Source organism: Amycolatopsis sp. lyj-84, from assembly GCF_046549075.1.
GTDB lineage: Bacteria > Actinomycetota > Actinomycetes > Mycobacteriales > Pseudonocardiaceae > Amycolatopsis.
Map to the genome: position 1 here is coordinate 64,924 of NZ_JAJPWO010000018.1, position 14,500 is coordinate 79,423.

Consider the following 14,500-nt stretch of genomic DNA (forward strand, 5'->3'; position numbering starts at 1 on the left):
CGGGGCGCCATAATCACGACCATGCCGCATGTCCTGCTGATCGAAGACGATGTGTCCATTCGCGACGCGATGGAACTCGTGCTGCGGCGCCACGGCCACGAAGTCGATGCCGCCGGGAGCGGTGAGGACGGGCTCGCCCTGCTGCGTCGTCCCGGCGCGGGCGGGATCGAGGTGGTCGTGCTGGACCTGATGCTGCCGGGGATGGACGGTTTCGAGGTGTGCCGCCGGATCCGCGCGCTGAGCACGATGCCGATCATCATGCTCACCTCGCGCGGCGACGATTTCGACATCGTCAGCGGCCTGGAGGCCGGCGCCGACGACTACGTGGTGAAGCCGGTGACCGCCAGGGTGCTGGAGGCCAGGATCCGGGCGTCCGTCCGCCGTCTCGTCCCGGCGGTGCGGGAGCACGAGGACTTCGACGGGCTCGTCCTCGACCGGGCCGGGCTGACCGTCACCAAGAACGGTGCCCCGCTGGCGATCCCGCCGACCGAACTCCGTCTGCTGCTGGAACTTTCCGCTTCGCCCGGCCGGGTCTTCACCCGCGAGCAACTGCTGGAACTGGTCTGGGAGCACGACTATTTCGCCGACGTGCGGCTGGTCGACGCCGCCGTCGGGCGGTTGCGCGCCAAGATCGAGGACGTCGCCTCCCGGCCGCGTTATGTGCAGACCGTGCGCGGGTTCGGCTACCGCTTCGGGCCGCTGTGAGGTTCGGCGGGCTCCGCGGCCGTCTGCTGGTCGCCTTCGTGCTGGTGTCGCTGCTCAGCGCCGCGACGGCCACGGTGCTGGCCTACGACCAGGCCCGCGAGGCGATCCTCGAACGCGCAGGCTCGTCCGCCGTGCAGAACTTCCGCGACCGGGTGAACGCGAGCGTCGGGGAGTTCGACGTCCCGCCCGATCAGAACGCGCTGAACCGGCTCGCCGAGGCCATCGCGTCCGGCTCCCGCGACGCGAAGGTCGTCGTCCGGTATCAGGACCTCGTGGCACCCGCCGAGCAGGAGGCGATCACCGGGGTCCTGCGGGACCGGGTGCGCGCGGAGAACCGGCTGAGCTTCCAGCGGGTCGAACGGGACGGCACCCCGTGGCTCGTGGTGGGCACCCCTGTCGCGTTCGCCGGCTCCGGGCGGCCGTCCGGGGTCGAGGTGTTCCAGGTGATCTCGCTGCAGCCGGAGCAAGACGACATCGCCGCCCTGCTGACGTCCGTGCGCGACGGCGTCGTCCCGGTCGTGCTGCTCGCCGCCGTCCTCGCCCTGCTCGCCGCGGGGACGGTCCTGAGGCCCGTACGGCGGCTCGCGCGGGCGACCCGCCGTCTGGCCGGTGGCCGCCTGGAAACCCGCGTCCCGGTCAAGGGCCGCGACGAACTCGCCGATCTCGCCAGGGACTTCAACGAAACGGCCGACGCGCTGCAGTCGTCGGTCGCCGAACTCCGGGAGCAGGAAGCCCGGGCGCGGCGGTTCGTCGCCGACGTCTCGCACGAGCTCAGGACGCCGCTCGCCGCGATGACCATGGTGTCGTCCGTCCTCGACGAGGACGCCGACGACCTGCCGCCGGACACCGCCCACGCCGCCCGCACGGTGAGCGCCGAGACCGCCGGACTCGCCAGGCTCGTGGACGACCTCATCGAGATCTCCCGTTTCGACGCCCAGGCCGCGACGTTGACACTCCAGGACCTCGACGTCGCCGAGGTCCTGCGTGCCACCTTGTCCACTCGCGGCTGGACGGACCAGGTCTCGGCCGGATTCGAGGCCGTGCGGGCCAGGCTCGATCGGCGGCGGCTGGACGTCGTCGTCGCCAACCTCGTCGGCAACGCCCTGCGGCACGGCGCGCCGCCGGTGACGGTGGTGCTGCGATCGACCGAGGCGGACGTGCTCGTCGAGGTCGCCGATCGCGGGCCGGGACTCACGGCGGAGGCCGCACAGCACGTTTTCGAGCGGTTCTACAAGGCGGACACGGCCCGCACCCGGTCCGAAGGCAGCGGCCTCGGCTTGGCCATCGCCCAGGAGAACGCTCGGCTGCACGGCGGCGTCATCAGCGCCGGTGACCGCGACGGTGGCGGCGCGGTCTTCATCCTTCGCTTGCCCCGCAACGGAAAGGAGGTCGAGCGATGAAGCGTGTCCTCATCTCCTTCGTGGCTCTGGCGCTCGTCGCCGGATGCGGGGTGCGCCCCACCGAAGTGCTCGACGGCGGCGCACCGGCATCCGGAATCCCCGAAGGCATGCGGATCTACTTCGCCTCGGACCAGGGATTGCGCGGGGTTTCCCGCCCTGGCAACGAAGTCACCAGCCTCGAAGCCGTCGTCAAACTCCTCATGGCCGGACCGAACGAAGCGGAACTCGCCGCCGGGCTCGCCGATCTGACCGCCATCACCGGCGAGTTCTCCGCGACCGCCGCCGAGGGGCAGGTGACGGTGCGGCTGCCGCGCACGCCGGTGGGCGGCGTCGCCGGGATGGCGGCCGGTCAACTGGTCTGCAGTCTCGCCCGGGCCGAGTCCCTGCTGCACGGAACCCGGCCCGACGCGGTGCGGGTGACCGTCGTGGCCCAAGGGGGCACCGTCGGGCCGTACCAGTGCTCCCAGTTCTTGGCCGGCTAGGTCGCGTTGAGCGCGACGGTGGGGTGAAGCCGCGAAGCCCGCACGGCCGGATAGAGCCCCGCGACGACGCCGATCACCAGGGTCGCGCCCAGCCCCGCGCCCAGTGCCCAAGGCGGGATGACCGCCGTCCAGCCCTGTGCCTCGGCGAACCCGACTGTCGCGATCGCGCCGAGCGCCGCCCCCGCCACTCCGCCGAGCGCGGACAGCAGCAGCGATTCGGTGAGGAACTGCAGGAGGATGGCGTTCTTGGTGGCGCCGAGGGCCCGCCGGAGCCCGATCTCCCGGCGCCGTTCCAGCACCGAAACGACCATCGTGTTGGCGACCCCGACCCCGCCGACCAGCAACGCGACCGCGCCCAGCCCCAGCATGAGGGTGGTCAGGCCCTTGTCCGTGGCGGCCTTGGCCACCAGCGCGTCGGACGGCCGGGACACCTTCACGGAATGCTCGTCACCCGGGTTGACCGTGCGGGCCAGGACACCCCGGACGGCTTCCACCGAGGCGTCGGAAGACCGCTCGAAGAGCGTGGTCGGATGCCCGTCGAAGCCGAAGAACCGCTCCGCGGCGGGGAAACCTACCAGCGCGACCCGGTCCAGCGTCGGCACGAGTTCGACCGGCGCGAGGATCCCGACGACCACGAACCATTCGTCGTTCATCAGGATCTTGGCGCCGGGCCCGGTCACGCCCAGCCGTCCGGCCGCGATCGCCCCGAGCACGACGGTGGGCATCCGCTCGCTCGCCGCGTCCAGCCAGCGTCCCCGCTCGACCCGTGCGCCCAGCGCGTCGAGCAGGTCGATGCGCGTGGCCTGCGTGGTGACGCCGGGAGCGAGCTCCTCGGGCACCGCGTCGCTGCGCCGCACCCGCGCGTCGACCTCGGCGGTCGCGGTGACCTTCTCGACCGGGCCGATCCGTTCGACCATCGAAACCGCGGCCTTGGGGAGCTTCACCGGTTTCTCGTCGGCGTCCTTCCCCGCCTCCACGGTCAGCAGGTTCGTGCCGAGCCGGTCCAGCTGCGCCATCAGATCGGCCCGGCTGGACGTGGACAGCCCGACCACCGCGACCATCGTCGCGATGCCGATGGCGATCCCGAGCGCGGACAGCACCACCCGGATCCGGCGGGCCCGCAGTCCGGTCACGCCCACCCGGAGGATGTCGGGAGGAGTGAGCCGGGCGGGCTTCAGCGGCGCGCTCACGGCGTCGTCACCGCCGCCCGGGTGTCGAAGACGATCTCGCCGTCACGAAGCCCGACGCGCCGGGGGAGCCGCGCGGCGATCTCGGTGTCGTGGGTGATGACGCAGATCGTGGTGCCGCTCGCGTTCAACTCGTGGATCAGGCCCAGCACCACCTCGCCGGACGCGGTGTCCAGCGCCCCCGTCGGCTCGTCGGCCAGGAGCAGGCCGGGCTCGCCGACCAGCGCCCGCGCGATGGCGACGCGCTGCTTCTCCCCGCCGGACAGCTCCTCGGGCGTGTGGGTCAGCCGATGGCCGAGCCCGACCCTCTCGAGTGCCACGCGAGCCCGGTCGCGACGCAGTTTCATCGGCACACCCGCGTACAGCAGCCCGTCGGCGACGTTGGCCACGGCGTCCCGGCCCGGCGCCAGGTGGAACTGCTGGAACACGAACCCGATGTGCCGGGCGCGCAACGCCGACAGCCTGGCGTCCGACAGCCCGCCCACGTCGTAGCCCGCCACCCGCACCGTGCCCGACGTGGCCCTGTCGAGGGTGCCGATCAGGTTGAGCAGCGTGGACTTGCCCGACCCCGACGGCCCGACGATGGCGATCAGCTCGCCCTGGTCGATCCGGAGGTCGACACCGCGCAGCGCGGACACGTCACCGGGATGGGACTTGGTGGCCCCGGCCAGCTCGATCACGGCCGTCATGGTTTGGCCGCTCCCACCTTCATGCCCTCGGCCAGCCCGTCGCCGGTGATCTCGATCCGGCCGTCGGCACTCATCCCGGTCTCGACCCGCACGGTCGTGGTCGTGGACTCGCGGACGATCTGCAGGCCGTAGCCGCCTTCGCGCAGCGCGATGATGGCTTCGACCGGGACGGTGAGCACTCCCTTCCGGCTTTCCTGGATGAACTTCACGCTGGAGGTTCCGGCGGTGTCGTCGGTGACGGAGGCGCCTTCGTCCAAGGTGATCTCCACCTGGATCCCGGTCGTGGTCTCGCCCCCGCTCCCGGACTCCGCCTTGACCGTGCCGGACACCCGCCCGCCCGCCGTGGCACCGTCCGGCAGCCTGACCTCGACCCGGGTGCCCGCCTTCGCCAGCGTCTCGTCGTCCTTGTCGAGCTGCGCCCGCACGACCGGTTTGGTCGACGCGATCGTCAGCACGGGCTTGTCCGCGCCGACCTGGTCGGCCAAGGCCGCGTCCGCGGCCACCACCCGCACCGCCCCGGGCTGGAAGACCAGGTCGCCCTTGCCGAGGTCACCGGTCGGCTCCAGCACGCCGAGCGCCTTCTGCCAGGACTTCACCGCGGCCTGGGTGGCCTCGTCGTATTTGTTGTCGACCGGCAGGCCCTTGCCCCGCCCGAGGTCCCGGAGATTGCGCTTCAGCTGCTGGACGTCCGGCCCCAGCGTGCCGGCGGTCAGGTCACGGAACATCGGCGTCGACCCGTAGAGCAGGACGACCGGCCGGGCGTCGCGTTTGTACAGGACTTGACCTCGCTCCACGGTCTTCCCCGGCTCGGCGGCCAGCGTCACCGTGCCCTCGACCGGGGACTTCACCGCACGGCGGTTCGCGTAGTCGAAGTGACCGTCGACGGTCTTGCTCCGCACCAGGTCACCCCGGGTGACTTCGGCGACCGCCGGCGGCGCGTCCGCGGCGTTCGCCTTGCCACCGGAGTCGTCTCTGCCCACCACGACGAAGACGCTCACGCCGACCACCGTCACGACCGCCGCCACCGCGCCGAGCATCAGCCACCGCTTCACTGCATGCCTTGCGCTTGCTCGATGAGCTTGTCCCGGCACGCTGTCTCGGCCTGTTTGTACGCGGGCGAGTCCGGGCTGATCTGCGGGTTGGCCGGACTCGGGTCACCACCGGGCTGGGCGATCCCGTTCAGCATGGCCGGATTGGTGAACTTGCTGACGCCGTTGGCCCGCATGCACTGGGCGTGGGCCAGCAGCGACTCGTAGACCTTCTGCTGGTCCTTCTCGGGCTCGAGCTGCATCGCCTTCTGCATCGGCTCCTTGCACGCCTGCATCGCATCGCCGAGCTTCACTTGAGAATCCTTGCGTTCCTCCTCTTCCTGGATCTTCTCGATCTTGGTCCAGTCGGCGTAGCCCGACAGGGTGGGATCCGGCCAGTCCTTCAGACCCTCCTTCCGCATGCACTGCGTGTAGGCGAGTTGTGCGTCGTAGAAGGCGCTCTTTCCCTCGGCCTTCGGTGCGGCGGAGGAAGCGGGCGGCGCGGCCTCGGAAGGCGAGCTCGCCGAGGCGATGTCCGCTTCCTTCTTCTCGCCACCGCAGGCCGAAAGCACCAACGGGAGGGCGATCAACGCGGCCAGCCGCCGGGAAACAGCCGGTCGGGAACGGGTTTCGCTGCTCATGCGGACGAGCATGCGAGCAGGACATGGTCGTCCTTCTACGAAGACATGATGGGAACGTAACAACGCGCACGCGCAGGGTGTCACTCGTTTGCCACATCACGGTGAGGCTGAGCGCCTGTCACATCGTCGCGAGCCGGCAGGTTCGGATCCCAGACGCCGTACCGGGTCCGGGATCGGGGTGCGCATGCCGCTGTCATCCTCAGCGGCATGCGCACCCGCGGCGGACTTACCGCCTGCTCAGCTGCTCGCTAAAGGACAAGGGCCGGTGCGGGCTCCGGGGGTTCCGCCTGCGGCGGGGTGCCGGTGGTGTGCCGCCGGTGCAGCCACCACAGTCCGGCGAGTCCGACCGCGCCTGCCTGGATGGCCGGAGTGGCGGCGATGGCCAGGGCGACGAGCGCGGTGACGAGGGCGAACCAGTAGAGAAGGACTCGCCTGGCGTGGTCCCAGCTGCCGAACAGCGTGCGGTGGACGAGGTCGGGCCAACGGGGACCGCGCCGCAGGTGCGGGTGACGGCAGGCCGGGTCGGTGATGATGCCGACGGGTTCGCGGGTCAGGTCGAGCAATTCGTCGAGACTGACTTCGGCCGGGTGACACTCGCGGTGGTGATTATGTGTGGCGGGCAGGTTGTTTTCCTGCTCGCGGGGTGTTTCTTCTGGCGTGTCGCCAGAAGCCAGCGGTACGCTGGTCATCGGTGATGCCTCCATGGAACTTCGCCGTTTGGTGGAATGGTTGAACCTTTTAAGCGGCTCCCCGGGCATGGGGAGCCGCTTTCTTTTCGTGCTTGAGGCCCCGGCTCGTCACCGCTGTCACCGACGTCGCCGGTGACAGCGTGAACTGGGCCTCAATGCCCATTGTGGACGAACCTCCTGCGCTTACGGTCCAGTAACCGGGAGGTTTCGTGATCGCTGCGCCCAGCGGTCTGCTCGGCTTCACCGGGGGTGATCAGTGCAAATGGTCTTCACTCGATCGATTGATGACGCGGCCCGTCCGGCCATGAACCGATACCGAGACGTGCTTTAAAAAAGCAATGAGTGTCTTGGAGTCACTCGAACGCGTGCGGCGAATTCACTCTTGTGTAGCGCGGCGAGTAAGAAGTGTTCGGTACCGAACAGTCGCAAGATGCATCCGCACATGCAGATGTTCATGCGGACGGAATCACGTCCGTTCGGCGCCGGATTTGACCGCTCATCGCAGTACTGATCCGGTCGTCGAGAAGTGACAAAAACCTGTCGGATGACAGTTATCGGCGGTCTCGTCCGGTCGTTGGCCTGCGACAACTTCCACGCGCGCAAGAGGGATGGCCACGCCTGGGGCGCCCGGGAGTGCGGATAGTGAATTTCTTGCCGGGCTTGGAAAACGTCAAGGTTGCCGCAGGGATCCTGCTGCGGATTCCATTTTTGATCTCTCTGGTTGTTACGCCTTTCGTGCGCGGTTTTCTCGGACATTGCGGAAGGGGGCGAAATTGTGGTCGGTGCTCTCTGATCGCGGATTCTGTGTCGCCTGCGGGGTCGGCTCGGGCATTCCACTCGGGGTGACCGATCCGCTACGCTGATATACGCCGCCGATCGGCCCAGTCCATCGGGACGCGACCGGCGGTCAAGGCAGGACGTAGGCGAGGGGTAGAGGGGATCTACGGCGTCGTGGCCGATCCGAACAGACAGGCGAGTTACACCGATGTTTCTCGGCAGGTCCGCCAGGAAGCGGACAGGGCCAGGGTGCTGGCTGCCACCGAGCGGGCGGCGGCGGGAAAGGGTGGGTTCACCCTCGATCGCAAGCAAGCCTTGGGAATGCAGACCGAGATCAGCAATATTATTGTCGAGTTGCGCGCCATTCAGTCGAAGGCAGTTGACCTGAAGAGGTTGAGTCCGCCTGCCCAGGACAGCATAAGTACTGGCTACAACAAGAAGTTGACTGTCGGGGGAGCGTCCTTCATGGCGAAGGTGACGCCGTGGGTCACGGCGGCGGCGGCGTTCGACGCGGCGAATGATCAGATCCAAAATCTGATCGACTATCTCAATAGCTTGTTGGCGAAGCTCGACAAGGCATTGGGCACGATGAAGGTGAACGACCAGGCGAGCAAGGAAGCCGTAGAGCAGGCGGCATCAGAGGGGTTTCTGTGATGGGTCGCTTCGGGGCTTTTGCCGGTATCGCGGTTATTTTCACCGTCGTTCTTTCAGCATGCTCGGGTGGCGGGGGAACTCCCGGGACTGTGCTGCCTGGCAGTGGTGCATCGTCCGAGGTGACGTCGTCGTCAACTGTCTCGTCGTTGCCGTTCGCGGGTGCGCCGAAGGTCCAAAACCCTCTACCGGCCACGGTGTTGTCGGGCGATCCTTGCGTGGATGCGCTGAATTCGGAACAAGTTACTGCTGCGCTTGGTGTTTCGGTGCAAGGCAAGCGCGAGAAGATGGCGACAGGCCCGTTCTGTTCGTGGGCCAACAGTAGTCCTGCGTCGGGCGCGCAGATCACCGTGGGGTACGACACGAGCACGCACACTGGTTTGAGCAGTGTGTACCAGAACACGAAGCCGCAATCGAATACCTGGAAAGAGCTCTCGGTAGAAGGGTTTCCCGCTGCTGCGCATGACTCGGCACAGGATCACTGTCATATCAGTGTCGGCCTCGCGGATGACCTTTCGGTCCAGGTCGGCGGCTTTCTGAGCCGGGCGAAGACCGGTGAGCTCGATCCGTGTGAGGCAGCGGCGAAAGTCGCCGGCGCGGTGGTGACGACCCTCAGGCAGAAGGCGTAGCGCCATGGCGTTCTGGGATGATGCGCGAAACGCCGTCACGCATGTGGTGCACGAGGTGGGAAGCGGCATCAAGCACGCCGTGCAGAAAGCCGTCGAGTGGACCCATGACCTGTTCGATGGGCCGGGCAACCTGGGCAGGGTTGTCTCGATCGAGCGCGAAGTGCCGCTGTTGCTGGCGGGGACGAGTCAGGAGTGGCACGCCGGAGCGGTGACCGCGAACAGTCTCGCGGAGCGGACGCGCGGCTTGTCGGATCGGGTGCTCGCGGTGTCACAGGCTTTCGAGTCCGCCTGGACCGGGCAGTCCGCGGAGGCCGCGAACGCGCATGTGTCCAAGGTCGGGCATGTCATGGATCTGACCAGTGCAACGCTGGCAGCCAACGCGGACAACGTATCCGGGGTCGCGTCGAATTTCGACTACACCCGGAACAGTATGGTTCCGCTGCCCGCAAAGCCTCCCGAGGAGAGTTTTTGGGACAAGCTCAGCCCATGGGCTACTGACACCGAAGATGAGATCGCCCGGTACAACGCTGCCGCGAAGCGTAACCACGAGCTCTATGCGGCTTACGCCACCAATACTCGGCAACAAGGGGATGCGCTTCAGCGGGATTACGGCGACCTCGGTACGTTCGACGGTGGCGATATAACGATCACGGACGGGCAGTCGAGCAGCCCGCAAACTGCGTCCGGCAAGGCAAGTCATGGTGGCCCGCAGTCGCACCAGGGAGCCGCTCCCGCGCCAGGAACGACCACGCCTGCCCCTGCGGCGGTGGCTTCCCATCCGGCGGCTTCTCAACCGGCACAGGGTGGCCATGACAACGGCAGCGGATTCTCTCCTTCGCCTCGTTCGGGGAATGACGACGAGACGGTGGCAGCCGGATTCACGCGGCCGGATATGACGAACACCGGGGTCCCCGGGTTGTCGCCCGGCGTCTCGCCTGGCTCTGGTCCAGGCACGGGAACGACTCCGCCGACGTATCCGGTCGGCGGACCGGGCTATGTCGAACGTCCAGGTGGAGGCGCTGGGCGGACGCCGGGAGAGGCAGGAAAGAGTGCCAATCTGCCCGGCGGCGGGAAGCAGACAGGCATACGCGGCATGACGGAGAGTCCTGTTCACAGCGGCCCTGCCGGAGCCGGGCGGGCGGGCAACCGACTCAGCACCGCGACCCCTGGCGGTATGGCTCCAGGGGGACGAGGGAAGCCCGAAGAAGACAAAGAACACCAGCGCAAGTATGTCCTTGCCGAGGACACCCTGTTTACCGAGGAAGACAAGAAAGACGTCGACCCGACCACGGGCCTGCCGCCGGCTCCGCCGACTATCGGCGCTTGAAATTGATGCGCTACAAAGGTTTCCCGTCTCGGCAAGAGTGTGTGGGAGCGGCCTCATGTCTGTGATCGAACGCGCGGTGGTAGTGCCGCGACTGGCATTTCTGACCGCATGGACCATGCTCGACCTGGGCGACCCTCCCTCGATTTTCGGCACCGGGCGTCATTTCTGGATGGAGGACGGCTTCCGGCGAGAACTGGACGGGAAGACTTTGGAGTGGCTGGCCGATCATGGGCTCGCCAGGCGTGGCCGGCTCAATCCACTCTGGACCGACAGTCTGCGGGTGATCGCCACCGCCGCCACCGAGTTTTACGGCTGGTCTCATTACAAAGATGACTCGCGCGGCGCGATTCTCGTCGCGATCGAAGGAACGGACGCCGTTCGGGTGCTCGCCGACGCGGACACCGTGACAGTTCAGCCGGTCGCGGCGAAGTGGCCTGCCACATCGCTGTTGGACTGTCTGCCGGAACTCGATGGTGCACCGGTGAGGACGGTGGCTGTGGAGCAAGCCTTCTACGACAACCCGGACACCACTCCGGTCAACCCTCTCGCGGAACCAGTCGACACCAGGGACGTGGACTATCTCGCCGAGGTGATGCGGCGTCCTCGCGATGCCGCGCATCAGCTCTACACCGCCAGGCGTGAGGGCGATGGGCACCGTGTTCGTAGCTCACCGATCTCGGCGATAGACCTCACCGGGCAAGGCCGTGTCCTCACCTATGTCACCGGTGAGGGGAATATCGCGCTGACGTCGGGAACACCTCGCGAGATCATCGTGGCGCTCAACGACACCGCTGCCGGGCTGCGGGCGTAGCTTCGCCGATGGTCGCGACGCCAACGTGGCTTCCGGATCGGTGAGTTGTTGGCATTGACCTGGGAAACTTCGGTGGATCTTGACGGTGGAACCAGCTGGTGCCCGGGTGGGGCGTGCTAGTCCGGCGTGGCGTCGGAAGCGCGATCCGAGGGCATTAGCAGCCGATTCCGGCGAGCACAAGGCGGTGCCGGTGATATGTGGACAACTCGCCCCGATCAGGCGGCGCACAACTACTTATCCACAGAAGTAGAAATGCGGGCAGACAAAGCCCTCTCCTCGGGTCATCGTGGAATCACACATTCACCGACGGCGATCGAGCCGCCGATTCACGGGGGAGAACCCAGCCATGCAACGACGTTTGACGAACCTGCGCGCACGCCTTCCGCACGTCCTCCTGCTGGCCATGTTCGGCCTGCTGACCAGCACCGGAGTCGCTAGTGCCACCACCGGCCCGCCCGCACCGGTCTGTCAGAAGGGCGAGTTCTGCGTGTACGGCGAAGAATCGTTCGGCGGCGTTGCGCACAAATTCGACCTGCGCACCTCCAACCCCGAGGAATGCATTCCCCTGCCCGACGGCTTCGACGGGCATTCGTTCGTCAACCGGCTGAGCCGCGACGTGACGATTTATCAGAGCGAGGAGTGCACGACCGAAGGAGATTTCATCACCTATCCGGGTGGCGGCACCTACGTACCCCAGGGCCCGTTCGTGATCCGCGCCCTCAAGATCTGGGACTGACCACCCCGGCGGTTCGCGCAGGTCGCTTGCAGCGGAGTCGACTCGCGACCTGCGCGAACCCAGGGGCCGCTCCCCCAAAGCGGCCCCGGCCCGTGAGCGCGTCACCCCGCGTCGTGACGCGCTCACGGGTGTTCCAAAAAACGGTGGGCCCGACCTGAAACGATCTGGCGGTGTCGAACGATCGACAGGTTGGCGACGGCTAAGCTGCCGACGCTGGGCGACACCCAACGTCGCCGACGTCGGCCCTCGTAGCTCAGCTGGATAGAGCAAGAGCCTTCTAATCTCTAGGTCGCAGGTTCAAGTCCTGCCGGGGGCACGCCGCCACAGGGAAACCCCTGGTCACGCAAGTGGCCAGGGGTTCTCCTTCTCGTTTCGCCGCGGCTGCCCATGGTTTAAACGCGCGCGGTGGAGTCCCTGACGACCAGTTCTGCGGGCAACTCGGCGGGAGCAGGGGCCTTCTCCCCGCGCAGCAGGCCCAGCACCAGATCGCCGGCCGCCCGTCCCTTGGCCGTGAGGTCCTGCCGGACCGTCGTCAGCGGTGGTTCGGACCAGCGGGCGGGCGGGACATCGTCGAAGCCCACGACGGAAAGATCACCCGGGACGGACAACCCGAGGTGTCGAGCCGTCGAGATCGCCGCCAGCGCCAGCAGATCCGACATGCACAACAGCGCTGTCGGCCGCGGCTGCCGGTCGAGCAGGCCGAACGCGCTCGGGAGGGCGCTTTCGACCGAGAGCCCGGACGCCTCCCAGATCGGTATGTCCGCCGCCGGGACACCGGCCGCGGTCAGCGTCTCCAGGTAGCCGGCCATCCGCTCGCGGTTGTCGTGGAACCGGCTGTTCCCGGCCTCCGCCACGCTCAGTTCGCCACCACGCGGCGCCGAGAGGCACTGCGCCGAGAAGATCCCGATCCGCCGGTGTCCGAGCTCCAGCAGATGCCGGGCGGCCGCGGCCGCCCCCGTCCGGTCCGCCACGCCGACCCTGGCCGAACCGCGGATGTGCGGCTGGTCGATCACCACCAGCGGCATGCCCCGGTCGCGGACCGCGTTCAGCGCGGGCGCGCCGTCTGCCAGCGAATACGCCACCGCGATGTCGGCTTGCGCGGTCAGGACCCGTTCCGCGCGCGGACCTCCGCTCTCGCCGTCGCCGGGGAGCAGCAGGAGGGCGTGGCCCTCGGGGTCGACGACGGTCGAGAGCGCGTCGAGCGTGAGCGACAACGCGGGATCCGAGAAGGCCGTCGAAAGGTTCGTGTCGAGCAGCACGGCGATCGCGCCGGTGCGGCTGGTGGCCAGGCTGCGCGCCGTCGGGTTCGGCCCCGCGTACCCGATTTTCTTGGCCGCGCGCAGCACCTCTTCCCGCAGCCGGGCGGACAGCTGGTCGGGCCGGTTGTAGGCGTTGGAGACGGTCGCCCGTGACACCCCGACGGCGTCGGCGACATCGTCCAACGTCGGCCGTCGCCGTCGCGTGCTGGTCACCGCCGCAGTCTAGTCCCGGCAAGGGCCGGTGGACTTTCTGAAGCGCTTAAGTCATTCTGGGGGAACAGGAATCGGAAGGAGACTGGGGTTTATGCGTGACCGTACGGCCGTTTTCGTCGTGTTCGCGCTCAACGGGGCCGCGCTCGGCTCGTGGGCGCCGAGGACTCCGGCGTTGTCGGAGAGGGTGAACGCTTCGCCGGGTGTTTTCGGCCTGGCCCTGCTGGGGGCCAGTGTCGGCATGCTGATCGCGGCGTCGGTTTCGGGGCGGCTGATCGAGCGGCACGGTGCGCGCGCGGTGGTCGCGGGCAGCACGGTCATCGCCTGTGCCGCGTTGCCGATGATCGGCTTCTCGACGTCGGTCTTCCTGCTGGCCGGGGCTCTGTTCGTCCTCGGCGCGAGCGTCGGCGCGCTGGACGTCGCGATGAACGTCGCGGGCGTCGAGGTGGAACGCCGGTCCGGGCGGGCCATCATGCCGATCCTGCACGCCGGGTTCAGTTTCGGCGCGCTGGCGGGCTCCGTCGCCGCCGGATTCGCCGCTTCGCACCACTGGTCGCCGGGACGGCATCTCACCGTCGCCGCGCTGGCGGCGCTGGTCGTGCTCGCCTTCGTCGTCGTGGCCGTGCCCGGCGCGCGGCCCGCGCACGCCGGACCCGTCGAGAAGCCGCGGGTGCCGCCGATCAAGCGTCCCGTCCTCTGGCTGCTCGCCGCCATCGCGCTGTTCTCGGCGATCGCGGAAGGCGCGAGTTCGGACTGGTCCGCCCTGCTGATGACGTCCGCGCACGGGGTCGGCGACGGCGCCGCGGCCTTCGCCTACTCCGGGTTCGCCCTGTCCATGGCGCTCGCCAGACTCGCGGGCGCCTGGCTTCAGAACCGCTTCGGCGCGACCCGCGCGCTGGCGGTGGGCGCCGGGATCGCCGCGGCGGGGCTCGTGCTCGCCGCGTTGGCAGGCCGGCCGGTGTTCGGGTTCGTCGGCTTCGCGCTGGCGGGTGCCGGGCTGGCCGCGGCCTTCCCGATCGCGTTGAGCCTCGCGGGAGCGTCGGGCAAACGCGCCGACGGCACCGGAGGCGAGCGGGAGCTGGCCTTCGTCACCGCGATCGCCTACACCGGCTTCCTCGCCGGGCCGCCGCTGATCGGTGGAATCGCGCAGGTGACGTCGCTTTCGGTGTCCTTCCTGTTCGTCGGCCTGACCGCCGCGCTGATCGTGCCGTCCGCGCTCGCCGCGGCGCGGGCGGCGAAACGAGAGGAGATGTCCGAACCCGCCGCCCGTTGACATCCT

Annotated in this window: 15 protein-coding genes and 1 tRNA gene; 10 read left to right on the forward strand and 6 right to left on the reverse strand. The window is 68.3% G+C overall.

The features are described from left to right. The first annotated feature begins 21 nt into the window (after positions 1–21). The 3 genes from ACLJRM_RS38320 to ACLJRM_RS38330 are packed head-to-tail and all read left to right on the forward strand — an operon-like array spanning position 22 to position 2,587. Positions 22–705 carry a response regulator transcription factor gene (locus ACLJRM_RS38320; RefSeq protein WP_101605911.1) on the forward strand — a complete coding sequence of 228 codons (684 nt, stop codon included), beginning with the start codon at positions 22–24 and terminating at the stop codon, positions 703–705. Continuing rightward, complete coding sequence (locus ACLJRM_RS38325; protein ID WP_101605912.1) at positions 702–2,105, forward strand: sensor histidine kinase; 1,404 nt, start codon at positions 702–704, stop codon at positions 2,103–2,105. Before ACLJRM_RS38320 ends, ACLJRM_RS38325 begins: the two co-directional genes overlap by 4 nt. Beyond that, the gene (locus ACLJRM_RS38330; RefSeq protein WP_410665843.1) at positions 2,102–2,587 is read left to right on the forward strand and encodes a hypothetical protein; all 486 of its coding nucleotides are present in this window, start codon (positions 2,102–2,104) and stop codon (positions 2,585–2,587) included. Before ACLJRM_RS38325 ends, ACLJRM_RS38330 begins: the two co-directional genes overlap by 4 nt. Here the strand turns inward: ACLJRM_RS38330 and ACLJRM_RS38335 are convergent. From ACLJRM_RS38335 to ACLJRM_RS38355, 5 genes are all read right to left on the reverse strand, one after another. Then, the gene (locus ACLJRM_RS38335; RefSeq protein ID WP_410665844.1) at positions 2,584–3,777 is read right to left on the reverse strand and encodes an ABC transporter permease; all 1,194 of its coding nucleotides are present in this window, start codon (positions 3,775–3,777) and stop codon (positions 2,584–2,586) included. The genes ACLJRM_RS38330 and ACLJRM_RS38335 overlap by 4 nt on opposite strands. After that, positions 3,774–4,463 (reverse strand): ABC transporter ATP-binding protein, encoded by a 690-nt coding sequence (locus ACLJRM_RS38340; RefSeq protein ID WP_410665845.1) that lies wholly within the window; start codon positions 4,461–4,463, stop codon positions 3,774–3,776. The genes ACLJRM_RS38335 and ACLJRM_RS38340 overlap by 4 nt, the downstream gene beginning before the upstream one ends. After that, positions 4,460–5,515: a peptidoglycan-binding protein gene (locus ACLJRM_RS38345; protein ID WP_410665846.1), complete on the reverse strand. Its 1,056-nt coding sequence runs from the start codon at positions 5,513–5,515 to the stop codon at positions 4,460–4,462. The genes ACLJRM_RS38340 and ACLJRM_RS38345 overlap by 4 nt, the downstream gene beginning before the upstream one ends. After that, entirely contained in the window at positions 5,512–6,132 is a 621-nt protein-coding gene (locus ACLJRM_RS38350; RefSeq protein ID WP_158255799.1) for a hypothetical protein, read from the reverse strand. Before ACLJRM_RS38350 ends, ACLJRM_RS38345 begins: the two co-directional genes overlap by 4 nt. Before the next feature lie 248 nt (positions 6,133–6,380). After that, positions 6,381–6,821 (reverse strand): hypothetical protein, encoded by a 441-nt coding sequence (locus ACLJRM_RS38355; protein WP_101605918.1) that lies wholly within the window; start codon positions 6,819–6,821, stop codon positions 6,381–6,383. Positions 6,822–7,772: 951 nt separating this feature from the next. Here ACLJRM_RS38355 and ACLJRM_RS38360 point away from each other — a divergent pair. The 6 genes from ACLJRM_RS38360 to ACLJRM_RS38385 all read left to right on the forward strand — a co-directional run bounded on the left by ACLJRM_RS38360 (position 7,773) and on the right by ACLJRM_RS38385 (position 12,068). Beyond that, the gene (locus ACLJRM_RS38360) at positions 7,773–8,252 is read left to right on the forward strand and encodes a hypothetical protein (protein WP_410665847.1); all 480 of its coding nucleotides are present in this window, start codon (positions 7,773–7,775) and stop codon (positions 8,250–8,252) included. Continuing rightward, complete coding sequence (locus tag ACLJRM_RS38365; protein ID WP_410665848.1) at positions 8,252–8,878, forward strand: DUF3558 domain-containing protein; 627 nt, start codon at positions 8,252–8,254, stop codon at positions 8,876–8,878. Before ACLJRM_RS38360 ends, ACLJRM_RS38365 begins: the two co-directional genes overlap by 1 nt. A 4-nt stretch (positions 8,879–8,882) precedes the next feature. Next, complete coding sequence (locus ACLJRM_RS38370; RefSeq protein WP_410665849.1) at positions 8,883–10,205, forward strand: hypothetical protein; 1,323 nt, start codon at positions 8,883–8,885, stop codon at positions 10,203–10,205. 55 nt (positions 10,206–10,260) lie between these two features. Continuing rightward, positions 10,261–11,016 (forward strand): ESX secretion-associated protein EspG, encoded by a 756-nt coding sequence (locus ACLJRM_RS38375; protein WP_158255800.1) that lies wholly within the window; start codon positions 10,261–10,263, stop codon positions 11,014–11,016. Positions 11,017–11,362: 346 nt separating this feature from the next. Continuing rightward, a complete protein-coding gene (locus ACLJRM_RS38380; RefSeq protein WP_101605921.1) occupies positions 11,363–11,752 on the forward strand; it encodes a peptidase inhibitor family I36 protein in 390 nt (129 codons plus the stop codon). A 242-nt stretch (positions 11,753–11,994) separates the two neighbouring features. Then, positions 11,995–12,068 (forward strand) — tRNA-Arg (locus ACLJRM_RS38385). A gap of 76 nt (positions 12,069–12,144) precedes the next feature. On the opposite strand, the gene ACLJRM_RS38390 is transcribed toward ACLJRM_RS38385, so the two are convergent. Next, a complete protein-coding gene (locus tag ACLJRM_RS38390; RefSeq protein WP_410665903.1) occupies positions 12,145–13,194 on the reverse strand; it encodes a LacI family DNA-binding transcriptional regulator in 1,050 nt (349 codons plus the stop codon). A 121-nt stretch (positions 13,195–13,315) separates the two neighbouring features. Here ACLJRM_RS38390 and ACLJRM_RS38395 point away from each other — a divergent pair, with 121 nt between their 5' ends. Next, a complete protein-coding gene (locus ACLJRM_RS38395) occupies positions 13,316–14,494 on the forward strand; it encodes an MFS transporter (RefSeq protein WP_101605923.1) in 1,179 nt (392 codons plus the stop codon). Positions 14,495–14,500: the final 6 nt, after the last annotated feature.